This window comes from Desulfococcus sp., from assembly GCF_041737845.1.
Classification (GTDB): domain Bacteria; phylum Desulfobacterota; class Desulfobacteria; order Desulfobacterales; family Desulfococcaceae; genus Desulfococcus.
Genome location: NZ_JBGSQX010000067.1, coordinates 1 through 20,797 on the forward strand (window position 1 = coordinate 1; position 20,797 = coordinate 20,797).

The following is a 20,797-nucleotide window of genomic DNA, read 5'->3' on the forward strand; positions in this document are numbered from 1 at the left end:
GGCCAGGTCGGTGCAGGGGTAGATGCGCACGCCGACGGTCAGGCGCATCGATGCCAGGGGAAGTGCGTCGGCGAACCGCAGGCTCTCCAGGGCCGTGTCGCGCGTTTCGCCCGGACCGCCGAGCATTAGAAATCCCATGGCCCGGATGCCGACCTCGGCAAGGAGCCGGGCGGTCCGGCGAATCTCGGCCGGGCCGAAGTGTTTGCCGTAGGCCGCCAGGATCGGGGCCGCACCGCTTTCAAACCCCAGGCTCACCTCCCGGCACCCGGCCCGGGCCATGGCCTCCACCAGCGCCGCATCCACCCGGCCGGGGTAGAGGATCGCCCGCCACTGCAGGTCGAGACCGGCCCTGTCGATCTGACCGCACAGATCCTTGGCGTAGGTCGGCGGCAGGTTGAAGGTGTTGTCCACGAAAAAGACCCGCCTGAAACCGGCCTCCCGCCACGAGCGCAAAGCCTGCACCACGGCCTCCGGGGACCTCCGCCGGATTCGGCGCCCCTCGATGGTGGCCGTGGAACAGTAGCTGCATCCCAGGGGGCATCCCCGCCGGGTCTGAAACGGCAGGTAGCAGGCCGGATCCCCGGCAAGGGCGGGATCGAAGAGTTCCGGTCCCGGAATGGGCAGCCGATCGAGGTCGGTTTCGAAGCATCGCATCCTGGGCGGCGGCATACCGCGCCTGTACAGCCCCGGAACGTCGTCCAGGCCCTGCCCGTCCCGGGAAATGGCGCCCAACAGCCGGAGAAAAGCCGCCTCGCCTTCTCCCTGAATCCCCATATCGGCGCCCAGATACTCCAAGGCCGCTGTCGGAAACAGACTGTAGCCGGCCCCGCCCAACACCACCGGTGTCCGGCTTGCCCGGCGGCAGGCGGCAACCACCGGCACGGCGCCGTCGAGCAGAAACTGGGTGCCGCGGCGTTTCTGGTCGTCGATGTTGCGGATCGAAACACCGATGATCTGAGGGGCAACCTCGGCCACAGTCGCCGATACGAGGGGGCCAACGTCGGAGCGCCCCATCAGGTCCAGGAACCGCACCTCGTGGCCCGCGGCCCGGACGGCGGCCGCAACACCCGCCAATCCCATGGCCATGGTCGGCATGTTGAGGGTTTCCGTATTGGCTGAGATGAGCAGGACGCGCATGTCGGGTCTCCAGTGGTGCGGATTGATGCCGATGCCCTCGGCGGTTATTTCAACTGACTGCCCTTGCTGCCGCGCCGGTTGCAGCCCGCACCCCCCGTCTGCCCGGCTTCGAGACTCGCCTGGCACTGCACGCACAGGCGCACCCCGGGGACGGCCCGGCGGCGGGCCTCCGGGATGGGCTCTTCACAATGGACGCAATGCGCTGCGCTCTCACCCTCGGGCAGGCGGCTCCGGGCCAGCTTCACGGCGTCGTCGACGCTTGCGTCGATCTGGTCTTGAACACTCCCGTCACGGGACCAGCCTACGGCCATGGTCACCCCCTATCAACAATCTTGAATTGTTATCAATTGACTCTGATTTTGTTTCCTTTTCCTTCCGGCAGCGCAGTCCGCTGGGAGGCGGGCCTGCGATGCCGGGATTCCAGGACCCCATCCAACCCATCCGAATGGCCTACAATAGCACACCCATACTGTAAAATCGACGCTCAGGTATTGATGGACTCGTGACAAGTCGCGTTTCCGACGGATTCGTAAAAAGCCCAAGATCAAGGCTTGCGAATCCTGAGGAATGAGGCGTACTTATTGTACGCCGCAGCGACGAAGGATGAAGCGTACTTATTGTACGCCGCAGTGACGAAGGATGAAGCGTAACGCAGATATTGGGCTTTTTACGAATCCGTCAAACCCGTATGGGATTTGTGCTGTATTCATTTCGCGGGGGGTACGTGGGGCATCAGGCCTCGGAAAAGGACCCTGGCCATCTTGATTGCGTGTGTTGTAGCTGTTGACAACACTCGGCGGTGTTGTTAGAATGTCCAACATGAATACGGATTTTCTGCTCAACGAGCGCCACATTATCTCCGAAAGCGCTTTTGTGGAATTGGCGGTGCGGCCGGTGCCGTCTCCGCATTCCGTGGGCCGGCCTCTTTTCGAATACCGGCTTTCCCTTTTCGTGAAGGGGAAATGCGTGCTGTGCCACGGTTCCGAGGCTGTCGAGGGGGATCCAGAACCCACGGGCAAGGGTTTGGTTTCATGCGTTTTCACCTCTCCGGAAGCGCTGCTCAGCCATTTCTGGAACGATGTGGATCAATGGAGGACCTGACATGCGCACGGTAACCTTGGGGATCGCTTCCCGGGAAAGCGTCGGCAAGCGATTTCTGGAAGCCTCGACAGGCAGCCCCCAGGGCACTTTCATCAGCTTCGACTCGCCGGAACGCCTCTTCAAGGTGCTCTCCGGAAAACGTTGGCATCTGCTGAAGGTCATGACGGGTTCAGCCCCCATCTCCATCCGAGAGGCGGCGCGCCGCGTCGGCAGGGATGTGAAAGCGGTATACGCTGATGTGCAGGTGCTGTTGAATGCCGGGATTCTGTACAAAACCGGCGAAGGCCGAATCGTCTTCCCATTTGACGCCATTCATGTGGATTTCATGTTGAAGGCAGCCTGATCCGCGGAGGCGATTGAGATCGGCCGTCCGCAGCAGGCAGCGGCTTTCCTTGCAGACCGCGCCCTGAAGGCGTCCGCTTTCGCATCCACACCGACACCTTTTGCATCGAATGATCTTCCCGGGCGTCCATTGGGCCGATGCCGGGATCCCCATGTTTTTTAATCCGGAGCCGCCGTGTCGGCATCAATCCATTAACATGATGAAATACAATGAATTATCATCTGAACATCATGGAACCCCAAACCTGAGTCGGGAATGAGTCATGAGCAAAAAAAATGAGCTGCATGCTTCAAAACATCTTCATCCCATCCACACCAACCACGTTTCCCTGAATCTGAATGTCCGGGGGCTTGCCCGCTCGGCCACCGTGGCCATCAACGAGCTGTCCAACCGCCTCCGTCTCGAAGGAAGAACCGTTTACAAACTGGGTCTTGGACAATCCCCGTTCCCCGTTCCGGAATGCGTGGTGGAGCGCCTCCGCCAAAACGCCCATCAAAAGGATTATCTCGAGGTCCAGGGCCTGAAAGCGCTCCGGGAAGCCGTGGCCGGGTTCCACCAGCGAAGCGACGGCATCCGGGTGGATCCGGACCTTGTCATTGTGGGCCCCGGCTCCAAGGAGCTCATGTTCCTCCTGCAGGTGGCCTATTACGGCGATCTCATCATCCCGACGCCCTGCTGGGTATCGTATGCACCCCATGCCCAGATCGTCGGCCACAAGGTTCAGTTCGTTCCCACCCGGTTCGAGGACCGCTTCCGGCTCCTTCCGAAAACCCTCGATCAAATATGTGCCGCCGACCCCGGCCGTCCCAGGGCCGTGATTTTGAATTATCCGAACAATCCGGACGGCCTTTCCTATTCGGACAAGGAACTGAAAAAACTTGCCGCCGTGGCCCGGAAATATGAACTCATCCTGCTTTCAGACGAGATCTACGGGAAAATCCATCACGATGGAAATCATGTATCCGTAGCCCGATACTATCCCGAAGGCACCATTTTAAGTTCGGGACTTTCCAAATGGTGCGGGGCAGGCGGCTGGCGCCTGGGAACATTTGCCTTTCCCCCGAGTCTCAGGTGGCTCATGGAGGCCATCGCCTCCCTGGCGAGCGAAACCTTCACCTCCACCAGCGCACCCATTCAGTACGCCGCGGTCCGGGCATTTGAAGGCGGCAAGGAGATCGATGACTACCTCGTCCATGTCCGTCGGATTTTAAAGGCACTGGGGCAGCATATCACGGCGTGCCTGAGGGAGGCCGGCGCCAGACTTCATGATCCCGAGGGGGCCTTTTACGTATTTCCGGATTTCACCCCCATTGCGGACAAGCTTGCCGCGCGGCATATTCATACCTCCCAGGACCTGTGCCGGAGGGCACTGGAGGAGGTGGGGGTCGCCTTCCTGCCCGGTTCGGATTTCGGACGTCCGCCCGCGGAGCTCACCGCCCGCATCGCCTATGTGGATTTCGATGGGGCACCGGCCCTGACCGTGGCCCTGGCTCAGGCCCCCGATACTCCCGTCGACGAAGCCTTTTTGCGCGAATACTGCGCCAACACCATGGCGGCCGTGGATCGGCTCTGCCGCTGGATCCTGGAAAAACCGTCCAGACGGCGTCGTTCATCTACATCGACAGAAACGCCAAGGGAAATATCTTATGGAAAATAATCGCTACAGGGTTGAAACCTTGACCGCCGAGGCCGCCCCGCTCCTGGAACTCATCGAAGGACTGCGAGGCCTGGGGAATGTCCGGCGGCGGCTTTTCAACAAGGTCTCCACCATCCAGTTTGAAACCTTTTCGGAATCGAACAAGGTGCCTTTCGACGAACGGCTCATTGTTCGGGACTGCGCCCGGGCCTTTCGGGGAATGTTGAAGGAGAAATCCGACAGAAAGAGCGGATTCAGCGTGGCGCAGGCCCTTTGGGACATCGCCAGGGGGATTCCCCGCCCGGAACTGACACGGGGCTTTTATGCGGAACTGATCCATATGGTCCGGGGCATTCAGGGACGGGCCGGGGTCCTGAGCCCGGCCGATATCGGGATGAAAGAGAAGCTGAAGGGAAGGAAAGCGGCCCTGGCCCGTTCCGATGAACTGGACCATCTCTGGGCAAAGGTTTCATCGGTCATGGACCGTTACGAGGATGGACTTTCGGAAGAGGCCCTGGCCCGACGCAGCCGACGGAGAGAAGCCATCGAAGGCGCTCTGGGGGCGACCCCCGGTGACTGGGACAACTGGCTGTGGCAGGCGGGCCATGTCGTCACGACCGCCGATCTTCTATCCCGCCTGGTCCGCCTCACGGAAGAAGAGCACCGTGCCGTGACCCGGGCCAGAGAGCTGAATCTGCCTTTTGGAATCACCCCGTACTATCTTTCCCTCATGGACGACAACCATGCCTCCGGCCGGGATCGGGCGGTGCGGGCCCAGGTCCTTCCGCCGGAAAGTTATGTCGAGGAAATGGGCGCCGCACGCGGGGACCGGAGCCGGTCATTTGATTTCATGCTGGAACGAGAAACCTCCCCCGTGGATCTCGTCACCCGCCGCTATCCGGCCATCGCCATCTTGAAGCCGTTCAACACCTGCCCCCAGATCTGTGTTTACTGCCAGCGGAACTGGGAAATCGACGAGGCCATGGCCCCGACCGCCATGGCCCGCCCCAAAACCCTGGAAAAGGCCTTCTCCTTCATCGAAGAGCACCCCGCCATCCGGGAGATCCTGGTAACCGGCGGCGATCCCTTGATCCTGTCCGACAACATGCTGCACGGCATTCTTTCACGCCTTGCCGCGATCAAAAGCATCGACATGATCCGCATCGGGTCCCGAACCCCCGTCACCCTGCCCATGCGGATAACCCGGGAACTGGGGAATTTATTGGGCTCTTTCCGAAAGCCGGGCCAAAGGGAGGTATGCCTGACCACCCATGTGGAACACCCCTATGAAATCACCCCGGAATTCGTCGCGGCCGTCGATCGGCTGAAGCGGCAGGGAATCAGCGTTTACAACCAGCATGTCTATACCTTCTTCGTGTCCCGCCGCTTTGAGGCGGCGAGTCTCCGTCTGCTCCTGAGGCGGTGCGGCGTAGAGCCCTATTATACCTTTGTGCCCAAGGGAAAGGAAGAAACCTCGGCCTACCGGGTCCCCCTGGCCCGGATTCTCCAGGAACAGAAGGAGGAGGCTCGGCTTCTGCCCGGCACGCGCAGGACGGACGAGGCTGTCTATAATGTCCCGGGATTGGGAAAAAATTATGTCCGGGCCTACCAGAACCGGGACCTCATTTCGGTATTGCCGGACGGCTCACGGGTTTATGAATATCATCCCTGGGAGAAGATGATTGCCCGCCGCAAGCCCTTTGTAGGCGTCGATGTGCCTATCCTGAAATACCTGGAAAGGCTGGCGGACATCGGAGAAAAGATCGCAGACTATGAGAGCATCTGGTACTACTATTGACGGTTCCGCAAAACGGCCGTTGTCTTCGTTCGACAAGCACATCCTGGTCAGCTACGGGCTCTGGCTGGGCAAGGTCCTCACGGGCGACCTGGGGACCTCCACCCGCTACTACGACCCGGTCTGGGAGATGATCAAAACCCGGATCCCAATCTCCCTCTATTTCGGCATCCTCTCCATGATCCTGGTCTACGGGGTCTGCATCCCCCTTGGGGTCTTCAAGGCCGTCCGGCACAAGAGCCTCTTCGACAACCTCTCGTCGGTCGTGGTCTTCATCGGCTACGCCATCCCCGGGTGGGTGGCCGGGGGGCTCCTCCTCTTCATCCTCTCCTCCCTGATGATCGCCTTCTCCCTTGCGGCGGAACAGCGGAGGTGATACGAATCGGCCGCCTGTAGCTGGCGGCGTATTGTAACTCTTCATCACTCCTCGGGATTTGCAACGCTTGTCTCGAACTTTCTGCCAACGTATCACCATTGAGGCCATCAGATATGTCACCGCAACCGCCACTGGAAAAAGGGATCCGGGTTCCCGAATCGATTCCCGTGAGGATCGACTTCGAGGCCATCACCCAATTGTTCACGCAAGCCCGGGCCCAGGGCCGCGATTTTCTCTTCGAGCATGAGACCTATGCGCTGCTGAACCATTCCGGGGCAGAAACGCCGCCCCGCACCCATCTGCTGGCCAAGGGCAGCCGGCCCGCAGACGAGGAGCTGACCGCCATGCCGGGCGACAGGGTCGTCCTCAAGATTGTATCGCCCGCCATCATCCACAAAACCGAGGTGGGCGGCGTGCGGGTGGTTGAGAAGCATCCCGACAACATCCGTTCCGCCTGGCGGCGCATGATGGTTGAGGTGCCTGAAAATTATGCCTCCATGATCGAACGCCGGTCCATCCATGCCCCGGAGATCTACCGCGGCCTGTTCGGGGAAGCGCTCCAGCAGGCCGTCGCCCGGGATATTCAGGGCGTGCTGATGGTCCAGTTCATGCCCCCGGACTCCCAGGCGTTCGGCAACGAGATGATCGTGGGAATTCGCAACACCCGCGAGTTCGGCATGATCCTCAGCGCCGGACTGGGGGGCACCGACACCGAGCTGTATGCCGAGCGGTTCCGCAAGGGCCAGGCCATCGTGGCCGCGTCCACGGCCCTGACCGACGGGGAGGCGTTTTTTGCGCTGTTCCGAAAAACCATCTGCTACCGGAAGCTGGCGGGCCTGACCCGAGGCCGGCGCCGGATCGTGACCGACGAGCAGTTGATCGAGTGCTTCGCCTCCTTCATCGCCATGGCCAACCGCTACTCGCCGGTCAACCCGGAGGCGCCGTTCATCATCGAGGAGTTGGAGATCAACCCCTTTGCCTTCACCGACTACCTCATGGTGCCCCTGGACGGCATGTGCCGCTTCGCCCGGCCGGGAAGCATGCCGGCAGCCCGGCCCTTTCACAAGATCGGTACCCTGCTGAGGCCCGAAACCATCGGCATCGTGGGCGTCTCCACCTCCCGGATCAACTTCGGGCGGGTGATCCTCAACAACATCCTGGCGGGCGGGTTCGATCCGGCCAACATCCGGATCATCCGCCCCGGCATGGCGGACTTCGAAGGGATCCGCTGTGTCCCCGACCTGGCCTCCCTGGATGTCAAGCTGGACCTCTTCGTCGTTGCCGTGGGGGCCCACAAGGTGCCGGAGCTGGTAGACCAGGTCATTGCCGCCCGGGCTGCCGAGACGGTCATGCTGATCGCAGGAGGCATGGGCGAAACCGAGGAGAGCGCCGATCGGGCCCGAAAACTGATGGATCGCATCCGGCACGCCCATGCTGCGGAGGACGGGGGGCCGGTGTTTCTGGGGGCCAACTGCCTGGGGGTCGTTTCCCATCCCGGGAAATATGACACCCTTTTCATTCCCGAGGCCAAACTGCCCAAACGGCGGGGAGATCACACACGAAATGCCGCATTCGTCAGCCAGAGCGGGGCCTTCATGATCACCCGGCTGAGCAAGCGGCCGGAACTGGACCCGGCCTACATGATATCGGTGGGCAACCAGAACGACCTGACCCTGGGCGACATGCTCTGCCACCTCAAGGACGATCCCGCCATCGATGTCATTGCGGTCTATGCCGAGGGCTTCAAGGACCTGGACGGACTGGCCTTCACCCGCGCGGTGCGGGAGGCGGTGGGTTCCGGCAAGGAGCTCGTCTTCTACAAGGCGGGCCGCACCCAGGAAGGCAAGTCGGCCACGTCCGGCCACACCGCCTCCCTGGCCGGGGACTACATGGTCTGCGAATCCTGCGTGCGCCAGGCCGGGGGGATCGTGGCCCAGAACTTTTCTCAGTTCGAGGACCTGCTGATGCTGGCCCAGCGCTTTCACGGCAAGCGGATCAACGGCAATCGCCTGGCCGCCCTGAGCGGGGCCGGATTTGAAGCCGTCGGCATGGCCGACAACATCCAGTCCGACGACTACACCCTGCGAATGGCCCGCCTGGATGCCGCCACCGTTGACAAAATTGCGGTTATGCTCCGGGAAAAGGGGCTGGACGCCCTGGTGCAGGTCAAAAATCCCCTGGATATCAATCCCGGGGCCGACGACGAGGCCCACGTGGCCGCCGTCCGGCACCTGGCCGAAGACCCCCACGTGGATGCCGTGGTGGTGGGGCTGGATCCCCTGTCGCCGGCCATGCGCACCCTGGCCGAATGCGAATCCGGGCGGTACAATTTCGACGACCCGGGCAGCATCGCGGCCGAGATGCCCCGCCTGGCGGCGGCCCTGGAAAAGCCGGTGGTAGGCGTGGTGGATGCCGGCCGCCTTTACGACCCCCTGGTGGAACGGCTTTCGGCCGGCGGCATGGCCGTGTTCCGCTCATCGGACCGGGCCGTCCGGGCACTGGCCATGTATATCGAAGGGCGCCTGTATGCGGAGACGCTGCGGCATTGAGGATATCCTTCCAGGGCATTTAAGCCTTGCAAGCCATGGGTGGCCCGGCCATAAGGAAAGGCGGTCGGTGGGCGGGGTATTTTCGTTCGGGAAGGATCAGATCGTATCCGGTCATCTTTCTGACCACGAATCGGCAAAACCGGCAAAATTTTTGACCGGATCATGTCTCTGGAGGTTACGGGAGGCCGGGGACACCTGCGGGAAATCCATCCTCACCCTTGAGTTTGGCGCCGTTTGCTGGTAAGCGGATATTCGACGCATCAGCGGCGCGCAGAGACGCCAACCCGAAACAGGTCTATTGCGTCGATCACGCGATGGTGACCTCCGTGTCTTCGGGAATCCAGATCAACTCCGGCATGGCGGTTCCTTCTCGACCTGCCGGAATCCGCGGAATCGCCTCTGCCCGGGGATCGTCTCCCATCCCGGGAGATATGACAGGCGCTTCCACCGGGAAGACGCCGATGACAAAGGAGGTACGGCAACCGATGCAATCCAAAAAGACCGACCCCGTCGAGGAGCTGAGATCAAAGGCCGTCTTTCTACTGAAACCCTATGCCAGAAAAATATCCGTATTCGGGTCTTTTGCCAGGGGGGAAAGCACCGAGGCGAGCGATATCGATCTTCTTGTGGAGCTCAAGCCAGCCTCCCAGCGCCCCGCACTGGGGCTGAAATGGTTCCGGCTGGAAACCGAGCTCGGCCGCCTTATGGGGAAAAAAATCGAGCTGATCAGCGAAAAAGACCTGAATCCTCGTTTAAAACCGTTTATTGAGAAAGACATCGTGCTGCTGTATGAAGAAGAGTAACCGATTTTTTCTCAGTCATATCCTCGACGCCGTCAAGCAGATCAGAATCTACACGAGCAACGTGACGGAGACGCAATTCCATCAGGACAGGCTCATCCAGGACGGCGTCCTCCGGCAACTGGAGGTCATCGGCGAGGCATGCCGGAACCTGCCGGTTGAATTCCATGAAAAACACCCGGAGATCCCCTGGCAGGAAATCATCGGTTTGAGGAACCGGCTGGCGCATGCCTATTTCTCCATCAGCATCGAGATCGTCTGGGAGGTTGTCGTGAATGAGTTGGACAGCCTCGAAAAAAACGTCACCACCCTTCTTGCACAAACCGGGCAACCCTGAAGCCCCTCATCAAGGAGCTGATACCATCGTCACCCTTGAGTTTGGCCCCGTTTGCTGGTAAGGAAGAGGGGAATTTTTTAATACCCTTTGCAAAGGCGCCCATGACCGCGTATTTCATCCGGCGATTGCTGCTGATCATCCCGACCTTTCTGGGCATCACCATCATGGTGTTTGCCATAACCCGCCTTGTGCCCGGCGGGCCCATCGAGCGGATCATCGTCCAGGCCCAGCAGATGCGGAGCATGGAAGGGGGGCACCGGACGGGATCGGCCATGGCCGAGCAGACCCAGCCCCTCTCCGAGGAGCAGATCGCCGAACTCAAGAAATACTACGGGTTCGACAAGCCCGTGCTGGTCAGCTACGGGCTCTGGCTGGGCAAGGTCCTCACCGGTGACCTGGGAACCTCCACCCGCTACTACGACCCGGTCTGGGAGATGATCAAAACCCGGATCCCCATCTCCCTCTATTTCGGCATCCTCTCCATGATCCTGGTCTACGGGGTCTGCATCCCCCTGGGGGTCTTCAAGGCCGTCCGGCACAAGAGCCTCTTCGACAACCTCTCGTCGGTCGTGGTCTTCATCGGCTACGCCATCCCCGGGTGGGTGGCCGGGGTGCTGCTGCTCATCCTCTTCTCCTCCCACTGGGATTTCTTCCCTTTGGGCGGGCTCGTGAGCGACGAGTTCGAGGATTTCACCCTGGTCCATAAGATCGCGGACCTGGCCTGGCACACGGTCCTTCCCCTTTCGGCCTATGTCATCGGCTCCTTCAGCATCATGACCTTCCTCATGAAAAACACCCTCATGGACAACCTGGCCTCGGACTATGTGCGAACCGCCATCGCCAAGGGGCTGCCCTTCCGCAAGGCCGTCTTCCGTCACGCCTTCCGCAACAGCCTCATCCCCATCGCCACCCATTTCGGCAACAACATCTCGGTCCTCCTCATGGGGTCGTTCCTCATCGAGACGGTCTTCAACATCGACGGCATGGGGCTTCTGGGTTACGAGTCCATCGTCCAGCGGGACTACCCGGTGGTGCTGGGCATCCTCGTGATCTCCTCCCTCCTGCTCATGATCGGGAACATCCTCTCGGATATCTGCGTGGCCCTCGTCGACCCCCGGGTGCAGTTCAAATGAGGCTCAATCCCCTCACCCTCAAGAAGATCCGCCGGTTCAAATCCATCCGGAGGGGGTATCTCTCCTTCATCCTCTTCTCCCTGATGATCGCCTTCTCCCTTGCGGCGGAACTCTTCATCAACAGCAAGGCCCTGGTGGTCCGGTACGAGGGCCGCACCTACTTTCCCACCTACGGCCAGATCCTCCCCGGCACCGTCTTCGGCCTCGACTACGACTACGAGACCAATTACCGCGAGCTGAAGGCGCACTTTGCGGCCGAGGGGAAGGGGAACTGGGTGCTCATGCCCGTCGTGCCCTTCAACGCCTATGAAAACGACCTCCGGGAAGATGCCTTCCCGCCCTTTCCGCCGTCTGCGGCCTCGCGCCATTTCCTGGGCACGGACAACACCGGCCGGGACATCCTGGCCCGACTGGTCTACGGGTTCCGCATCGCCATCTTCTTCTCCCTTGCCCTGCTCTTCACCAACTACACCATCGGGGTCAGCATCGGGTGCGCCATGGGCTATTTCGGGGGGCGCTTCGACCTCTTTTTCCAGCGGATCATCGAGATCTGGTCCAACGTCCCGTTCCTCTACGTCATCATCATCATCTCGTCCGTCGTAGTGCCCAATTTCCTCATCCTGATCCTGATCATGGCCGTCTTCGGGTGGATCGGCATGACCTGGACCATGCGGACCGTCACCTACAAGGAGAAGGAGCGGGAGTACGTGCTGGCGGCCCGGGCTCTGGGGGCCGGCAATCTGCGCATCATCTTCCGGCACATCATCCCCAACACCGTCGCGGTCATCGTCACCTTTGCGCCCTTCTCGGTCTCCGGCGGCATCGTCTCCCTCACCTCCCTCGACTACCTGGGCTTCGGGCTGCCGCCGCCGACGCCCAGTTGGGGGGAGCTGCTCCAGCAGGGCTGGACCGCCATGGATGCCTGGTGGATCGCGGGCTCCGTGATCGTCGCCATGATCGCGACCCTCATCACGGTGACCTTCATCGGCGAGGCGGTCCGAGAGGCCTTTGACCCCAAGCTCCACACGATCTACGAATAGGCGCCCGTCCCTGATGACGACACTGTTTTCCCGGCGCTTCAGGCAATGCGCCGGTGCAAGGATAAACCGATGACACCGAACCGATGGCTTTTCCCCCTGCTCCTTTTGCTCCTCACGGCGTTCGCGCCTCAATGGACCAGGCCGCTTCAGGCCGCGCCGCCGGCGCTTCCCGCAGACATCCAATGGCTCACCAACGAGGCCGATCCCGTTTTCGCCTCCCCCGAGGCCACGCGGGGCGGAACCTTCCACACCGCCATCATGAGCTTCCCCCTCACCTTCCGGACGGTGGGGCCGGATTCCAACAGCAGCTTCCGGAGCGCGATCCTGGGCAACCAGTTGAGCCTCATCGGGCTCCACCCCAACACCCTCAACATCCTCCCGGAGCTGGCCACCCACTGGGCCTTTGATCCGGACAGGAAAACCATGTATTTCAAGCTCAACCCCGAGGCAAAATGGTCGGACGGCTTACCGGTCACGGCGGGCGACTTCGCCTTCACCCTCGAGTTCATGCGCTCCAAGCACATCATCGCACCCTGGTACAACGACTACTACACCCAGGAGATCGACCGGGTCATCGTCTATGACGACCACACCCTGGCGGTGGTGAGCACCAAGGCGGTGCCCGACCTCCACCTGAAGCTGGGCATTCAGCCGACGCCCCGCCATTTCTACAAAAGCCTGGACGAGGGGTTTGTCCGGAAATACAACTGGGAGATCGTCCCCAACACCGGCGGCTACCAGATCTCCGATTTCAGCAAGGGAAAATACGTGATGTTCAAGCGGAAGCAGAACTGGTGGGGGGACCGGCTCCATTACTTCCGATACCGCTTCAACGTGGACCGGGTCAAGTTTACAGTGGTCCGGGATGTCAACGTCATGTGGGAGTATTTCAAGAAGGCCCAGGTGGACACCTTTTCCATGAATTTTCCCCAGTACTGGCATATCCGCTCCAAAACACCCCAGATCGAAAACGGTTACATCGAACGGATATGGTTCTTCAACGACACCCAGCAGTCGGCCATGGGCCTCTGGCTCAACCAGGACCGGGAAATCTTCAAGGATCCGCGCCTCCGCTTCGCCTTCGCCCACGCCATGAACGTGGAGAAGGTGATCGAGCAGGTCCTGCGCAACGACTACTTCCGCCTGGAAAGCGGCTTCGTTGGATACGGCCCCTACTCCAACACGGAGATCCGGGCCCGGCGGTTCGACCTCGGGAAGGTGGATGAGTACATGAGAGCGGCGGGATGGCGGCGGGGCCGGGACGGCATCTGGGAAAAGGACGGAAGCCGCTTCTCGGTGGAGATCTCCTACAGCATCGAGGAGCACACGCCCCGGCTGGTGGTGCTGAAGGAAGAGGCCAAGAAGGCGGGCATCGAACTGCGGCTCCAGCGGCTCGACCCCTCGGCCGCCTACAAGAAGGTCATGGAGAAGAAGCACGACGTGGCATGGATGGGCTGGAGCACCTCCCTCCGGCCCCAGTACTGGGAGCATTTCCACTCGATCAACGCCCACAAGCCCCAGACCAACAACATCACCAACACGGACGACCCCGAGCTGGACAAGCTCATCGACGCCTACCGGAACAGCCTCGTTGAAGCGGAGCGGATCGACCTCTCCCGGCGCATCCAGGCCCGGGTCCACGAGCTGGGACCCTTCGTCCCGACCTTCATGGTCCCTTACGTGCGGGAGGCCTGCTGGCGGTGGTGGCGCCTGCCGGCCCCGCCCGGCACCAAGATGAGCGGCGACCTGTTCGATCCCTTTGACAGCGCCGTCGGCGGATTGTTCTGGTTCGACGACGCCCGGTACGAGGAGACCCGCCTGGCCATGCGAAAGCGGAAGCCGTTTCCGCCGGTGACCCTCATCGATGAAACCTATAAAATGAAATCACTCCAGTGAAAGAAGCGCCCCTGCTTGCGGTACGCCGTCTGGTGACGGCATTTGATACGGAAGACGGCAGCCTCCGGGCCGCGGACGACGTGAGCTTTTCCCTGGCCCGGGGCGGCACCCTGGGCATCGTCGGCGAATCCGGGTGCGGCAAGAGCGTCACCGCCCTGTCGATCCTGCGGCTTCTGCCCAAACCCATGGGCCGCATCGTGTCCGGGGAGGTTTTTTTTGACGGCGTCGACCTCGTCCGGCTCACGCCCGAAGAGATGAGCCGCATCCGCGGAAAAAGGATCTCCATGATCTTCCAGGAGCCCATGACGGCCCTGAATCCCGTCCACAAGATCGGCCGGCAGATCGCGGAGGTCTTTCACCTCCATTTCCCGGAGATGCCGGAACCGGCGGTGGCGGAAGCGTCCGTGGCCATGCTCCGGAAGGTCGGGATCCCCGAGCCCGAACAGCGGATGGGGGAATACGCCCATCAGATCTCCGGCGGCATGCGCCAGCGGGTCATGATCGCCATGGCCCTCGCGTGCCGGCCGGACATCCTCATCGCCGACGAACCCACCACCGCCCTGGACGTCACCATCCAGGCTCAGATCCTCACGCTCATCCGCGGCCTCCAGGCGGAAACCGGCATGTCGGTGATCATCATCACCCACGACCTGGGGGTCATCGCCGAGACCTGCGACGCCGTGGCCGTGATGTACGCCGGCAGGATCGCCGAGACCGCGCCCGTGAAAGCGCTGTTCACGAACCCAAGGCACCCTTACACCCGGGGGCTCCTGTCTTCGATCCCCCGGCTCGATTTCCCGAGGAAGACGCCCCTCAACATCATCCGGGGGGTCGTGCCCGCCCTTCACGAGCTGCCCGAGGGATGCCGCTTCCAGAACCGGTGCCCCCACGCCAAACCCCTGTGCCGGACCCAGCCGCCCATGGCGGCCGAGGGAGACGACCACTTTGCCGCCTGCCACTTCAGCCGCGGCTTTCCCCCCTTCGACCTGGGCAAGGCACAGGAAAACGGATTCGGGGCGGCAGGCAATGACCGCGACGCGCCGTCGGGCGCCCGGGAGGAGATCGCCCGGGTCTGCCTCGATGTCCGCGACCTCAGGATGCATTTTCCCATCCGGGGCGGGATCTTCCGGCGCCGGATCGGGCAGGTGCTGGCCGTCGACGGCATCTCCTTTGCCATCCGCCGGGGCCAGACCCTGGGGCTGGTGGGCGAATCCGGATGCGGCAAGACCACGGCGGGCCGGTCGATCCTGCGGCTTTACGCGCCCACGGGCGGTACCGTGAAGTTCAACGGCCGGGATATCCTGACCGCGGACCGGACCCGGCTCAAGACCATCCGGAGGGATATCCAGATGATCTTCCAGGACCCCTTCGAATCCCTCAACAGCCGCCTCACCGTGGCCGACATCCTGGAAGAACCCTTCATCATCCATCGCATGGGGAAAGCCAGTGAACGCCGGATGAAGGTAACCCTTCTTCTCAGAACCGTAGGAATGGACGAAAGCGCCCTCACGCGGTTCCCCCACGAGTTCAGCGGCGGGCAGCGCCAGCGGATCGGCATTGCCCGGGCCATCGCCCTCAACCCCGAGATCGTCATCTGCGACGAGCCGGTGTCGGCCCTGGACGTCTCGATCCAGTCCCAGATCCTGAATCTCCTTCTGGATCTCCAGAAGGAGATGGGGCTCACCTATCTCTTCATCTCCCATGACCTCACGGTCGTGCGCCACGTCTCCGACCATATCGCGGTGATGTATCTGGGCAAGATCGTGGAGCGGACCGATGCCGACGGCATTTACGAATGCCCCCTCCACCCCTACACCCGGGCGTTGCTTTCGGCCATTCCGGTTCCGGAGCCCGGCGCGGCAGCCGAGAAGCAGGTGCTCTCAGGCGACGTTCCCAGCCCGGTCCATCCGCCGTCGGGCTGCCGGTTCCGCACCCGGTGCCCCATCCGGATCGACCGATGCAGCCGCGAAGAGCCCATGCTCCGGAAGGTCGACGTCGACGGCGGTCATGAGCACTGGGTGGCCTGCCACCGGGTCTAATCCCCCTTCAACACGTCCATCATGCTGAAAATCCGGCCCCGGATGCCCTCAGCCACCCTGCGGTGCAGGTAGGCCACCGCGTCGAGGGTGCCCCGCACGTAAACCTCGCGGCCGTTGACGTTGTGGGTGAAGGAGAATTTGACGGTGCCGTCATCGGAGACCAGGCTGTAGGTGTGCCAGGCATGGCCGGCCAGATGGGCCTCGGGAACCCCCCAGGCGCGCTTCTGGCGCTCGGGGTCGCGCTCCATCCGGATGTCCGCCTCGGTGAAGCTGCACCCCAGGCGGTTGAAATAGCCGACCATGGCCCTGGCCGTCCCGCTGGTGTCGGCCTTGCCCCGCTGATGGCTCTCGGCGATCTCGAGGGTGTATCCGTCGAAGAGGCCGGGGAAGGTCTCGGCGGCATAGGCCATCATCGCCTGGAACCCGACGATCTGCTTGGCCATGTTCGGTGCGATGACGGCGGAGATTCCGGATCCGGCCACCCGGGAGAAGAGCTTCTCCCGGTCGCCGCCGGTGGTGCCCATGACGAAGGGCATGCTGTTCGCGCAGTAGAATTCCGCGTTGCCGTTGACCGCGGACGGATGGGTGAAATCGATGCAGATGAGGCCCGGCCCCTGCTTCCGGACCGCATCCAGAATCGACTCCCTCGCATCCGGCCGGACGAGTTGGAGCGGCATGCCCTCGATCGTACAGACATCCTCCGCAATCTCCGGACCCGTCAGGGAATAGGGCACCAGGGCGAACCGCCTGTCCAGGATAATGTGCCGGATCACCATGCATGCGACGTTCCCCGGCGCGCCGTTGACCATGACCTGAATCGTATCCATAACCGCCTCCTCTTTTGGACGGTTCCGCAAAAAGTTCGAGAGCAAGGCTTGCAAATCCCGTGGAATGAGTCGTACTTACAGTACGCCGCAGTGACGAGGGATACGCATAACGCAGGTATCGGGCCTTATGCGGAACCGTAAAGCACAAAAGCCCTGCCGGTTGCGGCAGGGCCTTTGCATCAGGGTTGCTTCCCAAGGGGACCAACCGGATTATTTGTCTTCGGTTTTCGTCTCTGTCTCCGGAACGGCTTCCTCGACCGTTTCCGTTTCAGCGGCCTCGTCCGTCGCCGGGGCTGCGGCTTCCGCGGCCTCGACGGCTTCTTCGGGCGCCGGGGCGTCCTTTTCGACCAGCGCCGCTGCTGCCTCGGGCGCTGCTGCCTCGACCGCCGCCTTCTCGGGTTTTGCGGCCTTTGCGGGCTTGGGCGCCTTGCGTTTATCCGCGGCCACGAGTTCGATCAGCGACATGGACGCCGCATCTCCGGGACGCCGCCCCACCTTGATGATGCGTGTATAGCCCCCCTCGATGCCGGTGAAACGCTCCCGGGCCTCGTCGAACAGTTTGTGGACCACCGCCTGCTCCCGGATGATCGAAAGTGCCTGGCGGCGGGCATGAAGGTCTCCCCGTTTGGCCAGGGTGACGATGCGGTCGGCCCAGCCTCTCAGCTCCTTGGCTTTGGCGTCGGTGGTCCGGATGCGCTCGTATTTAAAGAGCGAGGTCACCATGTTCCGAAACATGGCCTTGCGATGACTGCCGTTTCGACCTAATTTTACGCCTGCTTTTCGGTGTCTCATAGAATCTTACTCTCCTTCCTCCGTATCTTCCTCCGGAGGCACAAATCCTTCAAGCTTCATCCCAAGAGAAAGGCCCATCTCGGTGAGAACCTCCTTGATCTCGTTGAGAGACTTTCTGCCGAAATTTTTCGTCTTGAGCATCTCGGCCTCGGTTTTGGCGACCAGCTGATAAATTTTATGGATATCGGCGTTTTTCAGACAATTCGCGCTGCGAACGGACAATTCCAGCTCTTCGACGCTTCGATAGAGGTTCTCGTTAAACTTGGGTTTTTCCAGTTCCTCGGAGGTCTTTTCCGGCTCGGGCTCGACATCCTCATCAAAATTGATGAAGATCGACATCTGCTCTTTCAGAATCTTTGCAGAATAGGCGACGGCATCCTCAGGCCTGACGCTGCCGTCCGTCCAAACCTCCATCGTCAACTTGTCGTAATCGGTCTTCTGTCCCACACGCGCGTTTCCCACCACGTAATTCACCCGCTTGATGGGGGAAAAGACGGAGTCTATGGGGATCGTACCCACCGGCGCATCGTCGTCTTTGTTGGCCTCGGACAGGGCATACCCTCTTCCGACCTTGACCACCATCTCCATTTTCAGCTCGGCGTCGGCGCCCAATGTTGCAATATGCTGCTCCGGGTTGAGGACCTCAACTCTTCCATCGTCGCTGTTGATATCACCCGCTGTGATCTCACCCTCTTTACTCACGTCAATGCGAACCATTCTGGGTTCAGGATCGGAGACCTTGAGGCGGACTTCCTTGAGATTCAAAATCACCTCGGAAGCATCCTCAAGCACACCCGGAATCACACTGAATTCGTGCATCACCTTCTCAAATTTCACGGATACAATCGCCGCTCCGTACAAGGAAGAGAGAATGATCCGCCTCAAGGAATTTCCGATGGTGATGCCAAAGCCCCGTTCAAGGGGCTCACAAACGAATTTACCATAGGATGGGGTGGATGTTTTCTGAACCTTCTCTGGCTTGATGATCTCCCGCCAGTTCATGTACATGAGTTCATTTGATGACATTATTTTAACTCCAGACTTTTCAGGAAGATGTCCGAGTAGTCGTATTTTTTTAAACCAGAGAATCATGAATACGGCGGCAGTTCTTCTGAACTGCCCTGAACGGCCGCGGGGCTACTTGGAGTATAGCTCGACGATGAGCTGTTCCTGCATGGGCATGGTCAAGTCTTCCCGAACAGGCAGGCTTTTGACGGTCCCCTTCATGTTCTCTTTTTCAACCTCAAGCCACTGGGGAACACCCCGGCGAACCACACCCTCAAGCGCGTCGTTGATCATCTGTATACTGCGACTCTTCTCGCGCAGCTCGATTACATCTCCCACCTTCACCTGGTAGGAGGGGATGTCCACCACCTTCCCGTTGACGATGAAATGCCGGTGCCGAACAAAATGCCGACCCTGGGTTCGCGAATTGGCAAATCCGAGCCGATAGACGACGTTGTCCAGTCGGCACTCGAGCGCGACGAGGAGATTGGTTCCCGTGATGCCCTTCTGACGATCGGCCCGCTTGAAGAACAGGCGGAACTGATTTTCCGCGAGGCCATACATCCGTTTGACCTTTTGCTTTTCCCGGAGCTGAACACCGTAGTCGGACGTTTTCCCGCGCCGTCGCTGTCCATGTTGACCCGGCGGATATCCCCGCCGATCAAATGCACATTTGTCCGAATAGCAACGGTCCCCTTTCAAAAACAGCTTTAAATTTTCCCGTCTGCATAGCCGGCAAACAGAACCTGTATATCGTGCCAAGTCTTCCTCCTTTGTTACACCCTGCGTCGTTTCGGCGGACGGCAGCCGTTATGCGGAATCGGAGTAACATCCTTTATCATGATGATGTTGAACCCGGCGGCCTGCAGGGACCTGAGCGCGGATTCCCGTCCGGCGCCAGGGCCTTTGACATACACCTCTACATTTTTCATGCCGTTTTCCATGGCTTTTTTGGAAGCGTCCTCGGCTGCGAGCTGGGCGGCAAACGGTGTGCTTTTCCGTGACCCCTTGAATCCCTGAACCCCCGCGCTGGACCAGGAAACAATATTTCCCGTCGGATCCGTGATGGTCACAATGGTATTATTAAACGTCGACTGAATATGAACGACGCCGTTTAATATATTTTTTTTCTCTTTTTTTTTCGTACGCGTTTTTTTCGGCATAAACGATCATCCCCTGTTGCGCGCGCACGACCGCGATCCGCGGATCGGCGCACTCACTCAAAAAATTACTTTTTCTTGGCTGCGCCTTTTTTCTTCACGGCCGCCCGACGCGGCCCCTTGCGGGTCCTCGCGTTGGTCTTGGTCTGCTGCCCTCTGACCGGAAGCCCCTTCCGGTGTCGAAGCCCTCGATAGCACCCGAGATCCATCAGTCGCTTGATGTTCATGGAGATTTCGGTGCGAAGCTCGCCCTCGACCTTATATTCGCCATCAAGGACTTTTCGAATGTCGTTGATCTGTCCCTCGGTTAAATCATCCGTCTTAACATCCGGGTTGATATCCAGCTTTGCCAGTATCTGATTTGACGACGTTCTGCCGATACCATAGATATAGGTCAGCCCGATTTCAATCCGCTTCCCTTTTGGTAAATCTACGCCCGCGATTCTTGCCAACGCTTATCCTCCTCTATCAACCTTGTCTCTGTTTATGGCGTTTGTTTTCGCAGATGACACGGATAACCCCTCTTCTGCGGATAATCTTGCATTTGCTGCATATCTTCTTGATCGATGCCCTGACTTTCATTCCCCCCAGCTCCTTTAAGCGATTGTGCTGTTATTTTGCTCGATACACAATTCTGCCCCGGGTCAGATCATATGGTGACAGTTCCACCGTAACGATATCTCCGGGTAAAATTCGAATAAAATGCATCCGCATCTTTCCGGAAATATGCGCCAGTATCTGGTGCCCATTTTCCAGTTCGACCTTGAACATGGCATTCGGCAAAGTCTCCTTTACCGTGCCCTGCACCTTAATCGGTTCTTCTTTCGGCAT

Annotated in this window: 21 protein-coding genes and 1 pseudogene; 12 read left to right on the forward strand and 10 right to left on the reverse strand. The window is 60.4% G+C overall.

Features of this window, described 5'->3' with window-relative positions; all coding sequences use genetic code 11:
• Positions 1 to 1,137 (reverse strand): radical SAM protein (locus ACEW8N_RS07105; protein WP_373499105.1); only part of this gene is annotated, 1,137 nt, incomplete at its 3' end.
• Positions 1,138 to 1,181: 44 nt separating this feature from the next.
• On the reverse strand, positions 1,182 to 1,448 hold the full coding sequence (locus ACEW8N_RS07110; protein WP_373499106.1) for a DksA/TraR family C4-type zinc finger protein: 267 nt from the start codon (positions 1,446 to 1,448) through the stop codon (positions 1,182 to 1,184).
• Positions 1,449 to 1,956: 508 nt separating this feature from the next.
• Between ACEW8N_RS07110 and ACEW8N_RS07115 the strand changes: the two genes are divergently transcribed.
• The 12 genes from ACEW8N_RS07115 (at position 1,957) to ACEW8N_RS07170 (ending at position 16,182) form a co-directional block, all read left to right on the forward strand.
• Complete coding sequence (locus ACEW8N_RS07115; RefSeq protein ID WP_373499107.1) at positions 1,957 to 2,238, forward strand: hypothetical protein; 282 nt, start codon at positions 1,957 to 1,959, stop codon at positions 2,236 to 2,238.
• Between the two features lies 1 nt (position 2,239).
• Positions 2,240 to 2,581 (forward strand): transcriptional regulator, encoded by a 342-nt coding sequence (locus tag ACEW8N_RS07120; protein WP_373499108.1) that lies wholly within the window; start codon positions 2,240 to 2,242, stop codon positions 2,579 to 2,581.
• A gap of 262 nt (positions 2,582 to 2,843) precedes the next feature.
• Positions 2,844 to 4,238, forward strand: coding sequence for a pyridoxal phosphate-dependent aminotransferase (locus ACEW8N_RS07125; RefSeq protein ID WP_373499109.1), 1,395 nt, complete (start codon positions 2,844 to 2,846; stop codon positions 4,236 to 4,238).
• Positions 4,228 to 6,015, forward strand: coding sequence for a KamA family radical SAM protein (locus ACEW8N_RS07130; RefSeq protein ID WP_373499110.1), 1,788 nt, complete (start codon positions 4,228 to 4,230; stop codon positions 6,013 to 6,015). Before ACEW8N_RS07125 ends, ACEW8N_RS07130 begins: the two co-directional genes overlap by 11 nt.
• A 19-nt stretch (positions 6,016 to 6,034) precedes the next feature.
• Positions 6,035 to 6,388, forward strand: a complete 354-nt coding sequence (locus tag ACEW8N_RS07135) for a hypothetical protein (protein WP_373499111.1) — start codon at positions 6,035 to 6,037, stop codon at positions 6,386 to 6,388.
• A gap of 113 nt (positions 6,389 to 6,501) precedes the next feature.
• Positions 6,502 to 8,937, forward strand: coding sequence for an acetate--CoA ligase family protein (locus tag ACEW8N_RS07140; RefSeq protein ID WP_373499112.1), 2,436 nt, complete (start codon positions 6,502 to 6,504; stop codon positions 8,935 to 8,937).
• A gap of 485 nt (positions 8,938 to 9,422) precedes the next feature.
• Positions 9,423 to 9,740 (forward strand): nucleotidyltransferase family protein, encoded by a 318-nt coding sequence (locus ACEW8N_RS07145; RefSeq protein ID WP_373499113.1) that lies wholly within the window; start codon positions 9,423 to 9,425, stop codon positions 9,738 to 9,740.
• Positions 9,727 to 10,074 (forward strand): DUF86 domain-containing protein, encoded by a 348-nt coding sequence (locus tag ACEW8N_RS07150; protein WP_373499114.1) that lies wholly within the window; start codon positions 9,727 to 9,729, stop codon positions 10,072 to 10,074. The genes ACEW8N_RS07145 and ACEW8N_RS07150 overlap by 14 nt, the downstream gene beginning before the upstream one ends.
• Before the next feature lie 101 nt (positions 10,075 to 10,175).
• Positions 10,176 to 11,207, forward strand: a complete 1,032-nt coding sequence (locus ACEW8N_RS07155; protein WP_373499115.1) for an ABC transporter permease subunit — start codon at positions 10,176 to 10,178, stop codon at positions 11,205 to 11,207.
• Complete coding sequence (locus ACEW8N_RS07160) at positions 11,204 to 12,247, forward strand: ABC transporter permease (RefSeq protein WP_373499116.1); 1,044 nt, start codon at positions 11,204 to 11,206, stop codon at positions 12,245 to 12,247. Before ACEW8N_RS07155 ends, ACEW8N_RS07160 begins: the two co-directional genes overlap by 4 nt.
• Positions 12,248 to 12,316: 69 nt before the next feature.
• Positions 12,317 to 14,143: an extracellular solute-binding protein gene (locus tag ACEW8N_RS07165; RefSeq protein ID WP_373499117.1), complete on the forward strand. Its 1,827-nt coding sequence runs from the start codon at positions 12,317 to 12,319 to the stop codon at positions 14,141 to 14,143.
• Complete coding sequence (locus ACEW8N_RS07170; RefSeq protein ID WP_373499118.1) at positions 14,140 to 16,182, forward strand: dipeptide ABC transporter ATP-binding protein; 2,043 nt, start codon at positions 14,140 to 14,142, stop codon at positions 16,180 to 16,182. The genes ACEW8N_RS07165 and ACEW8N_RS07170 overlap by 4 nt, the downstream gene beginning before the upstream one ends.
• Here the strand turns inward: ACEW8N_RS07170 and dapB are convergent.
• From dapB to infA, 8 genes and pseudogenes are all read right to left on the reverse strand, one after another.
• On the reverse strand, positions 16,179 to 17,009 hold the full coding sequence (gene dapB / locus ACEW8N_RS07175; protein ID WP_373499119.1) for a dihydrodipicolinate reductase: 831 nt from the start codon (positions 17,007 to 17,009) through the stop codon (positions 16,179 to 16,181). The two genes, ACEW8N_RS07170 and dapB, sit on opposite strands and share 4 nt — an antisense overlap.
• A gap of 441 nt (positions 17,010 to 17,450) precedes the next feature.
• Positions 17,451 to 17,801, reverse strand: a pseudogene (rplQ, locus tag ACEW8N_RS07180) (50S ribosomal protein L17); the annotation flags it as partial.
• 6 nt (positions 17,802 to 17,807) lie between these two features.
• On the reverse strand, positions 17,808 to 18,827 hold the full coding sequence (locus tag ACEW8N_RS07185) for a DNA-directed RNA polymerase subunit alpha (protein WP_373499120.1): 1,020 nt from the start codon (positions 18,825 to 18,827) through the stop codon (positions 17,808 to 17,810).
• 111 nt (positions 18,828 to 18,938) lie between these two features.
• Positions 18,939 to 19,568: a 30S ribosomal protein S4 gene (rpsD, locus tag ACEW8N_RS07190; protein WP_373499121.1), complete on the reverse strand. Its 630-nt coding sequence runs from the start codon at positions 19,566 to 19,568 to the stop codon at positions 18,939 to 18,941.
• Between the two features lie 14 nt (positions 19,569 to 19,582).
• Entirely contained in the window at positions 19,583 to 19,969 is a 387-nt protein-coding gene (gene rpsK / locus ACEW8N_RS07195) for a 30S ribosomal protein S11 (RefSeq protein WP_373499122.1), read from the reverse strand.
• A 65-nt stretch (positions 19,970 to 20,034) separates the two neighbouring features.
• Entirely contained in the window at positions 20,035 to 20,418 is a 384-nt protein-coding gene (gene rpsM, locus ACEW8N_RS07200; RefSeq protein WP_373499123.1) for a 30S ribosomal protein S13, read from the reverse strand.
• Positions 20,419 to 20,434: 16 nt separating this feature from the next.
• Positions 20,435 to 20,548, reverse strand: coding sequence for a 50S ribosomal protein L36 (gene rpmJ, locus ACEW8N_RS07205; RefSeq protein WP_373499124.1), 114 nt, complete (start codon positions 20,546 to 20,548; stop codon positions 20,435 to 20,437).
• Between the two features lie 30 nt (positions 20,549 to 20,578).
• Entirely contained in the window at positions 20,579 to 20,797 is a 219-nt protein-coding gene (gene infA / locus ACEW8N_RS07210) for a translation initiation factor IF-1 (RefSeq protein WP_373499125.1), read from the reverse strand.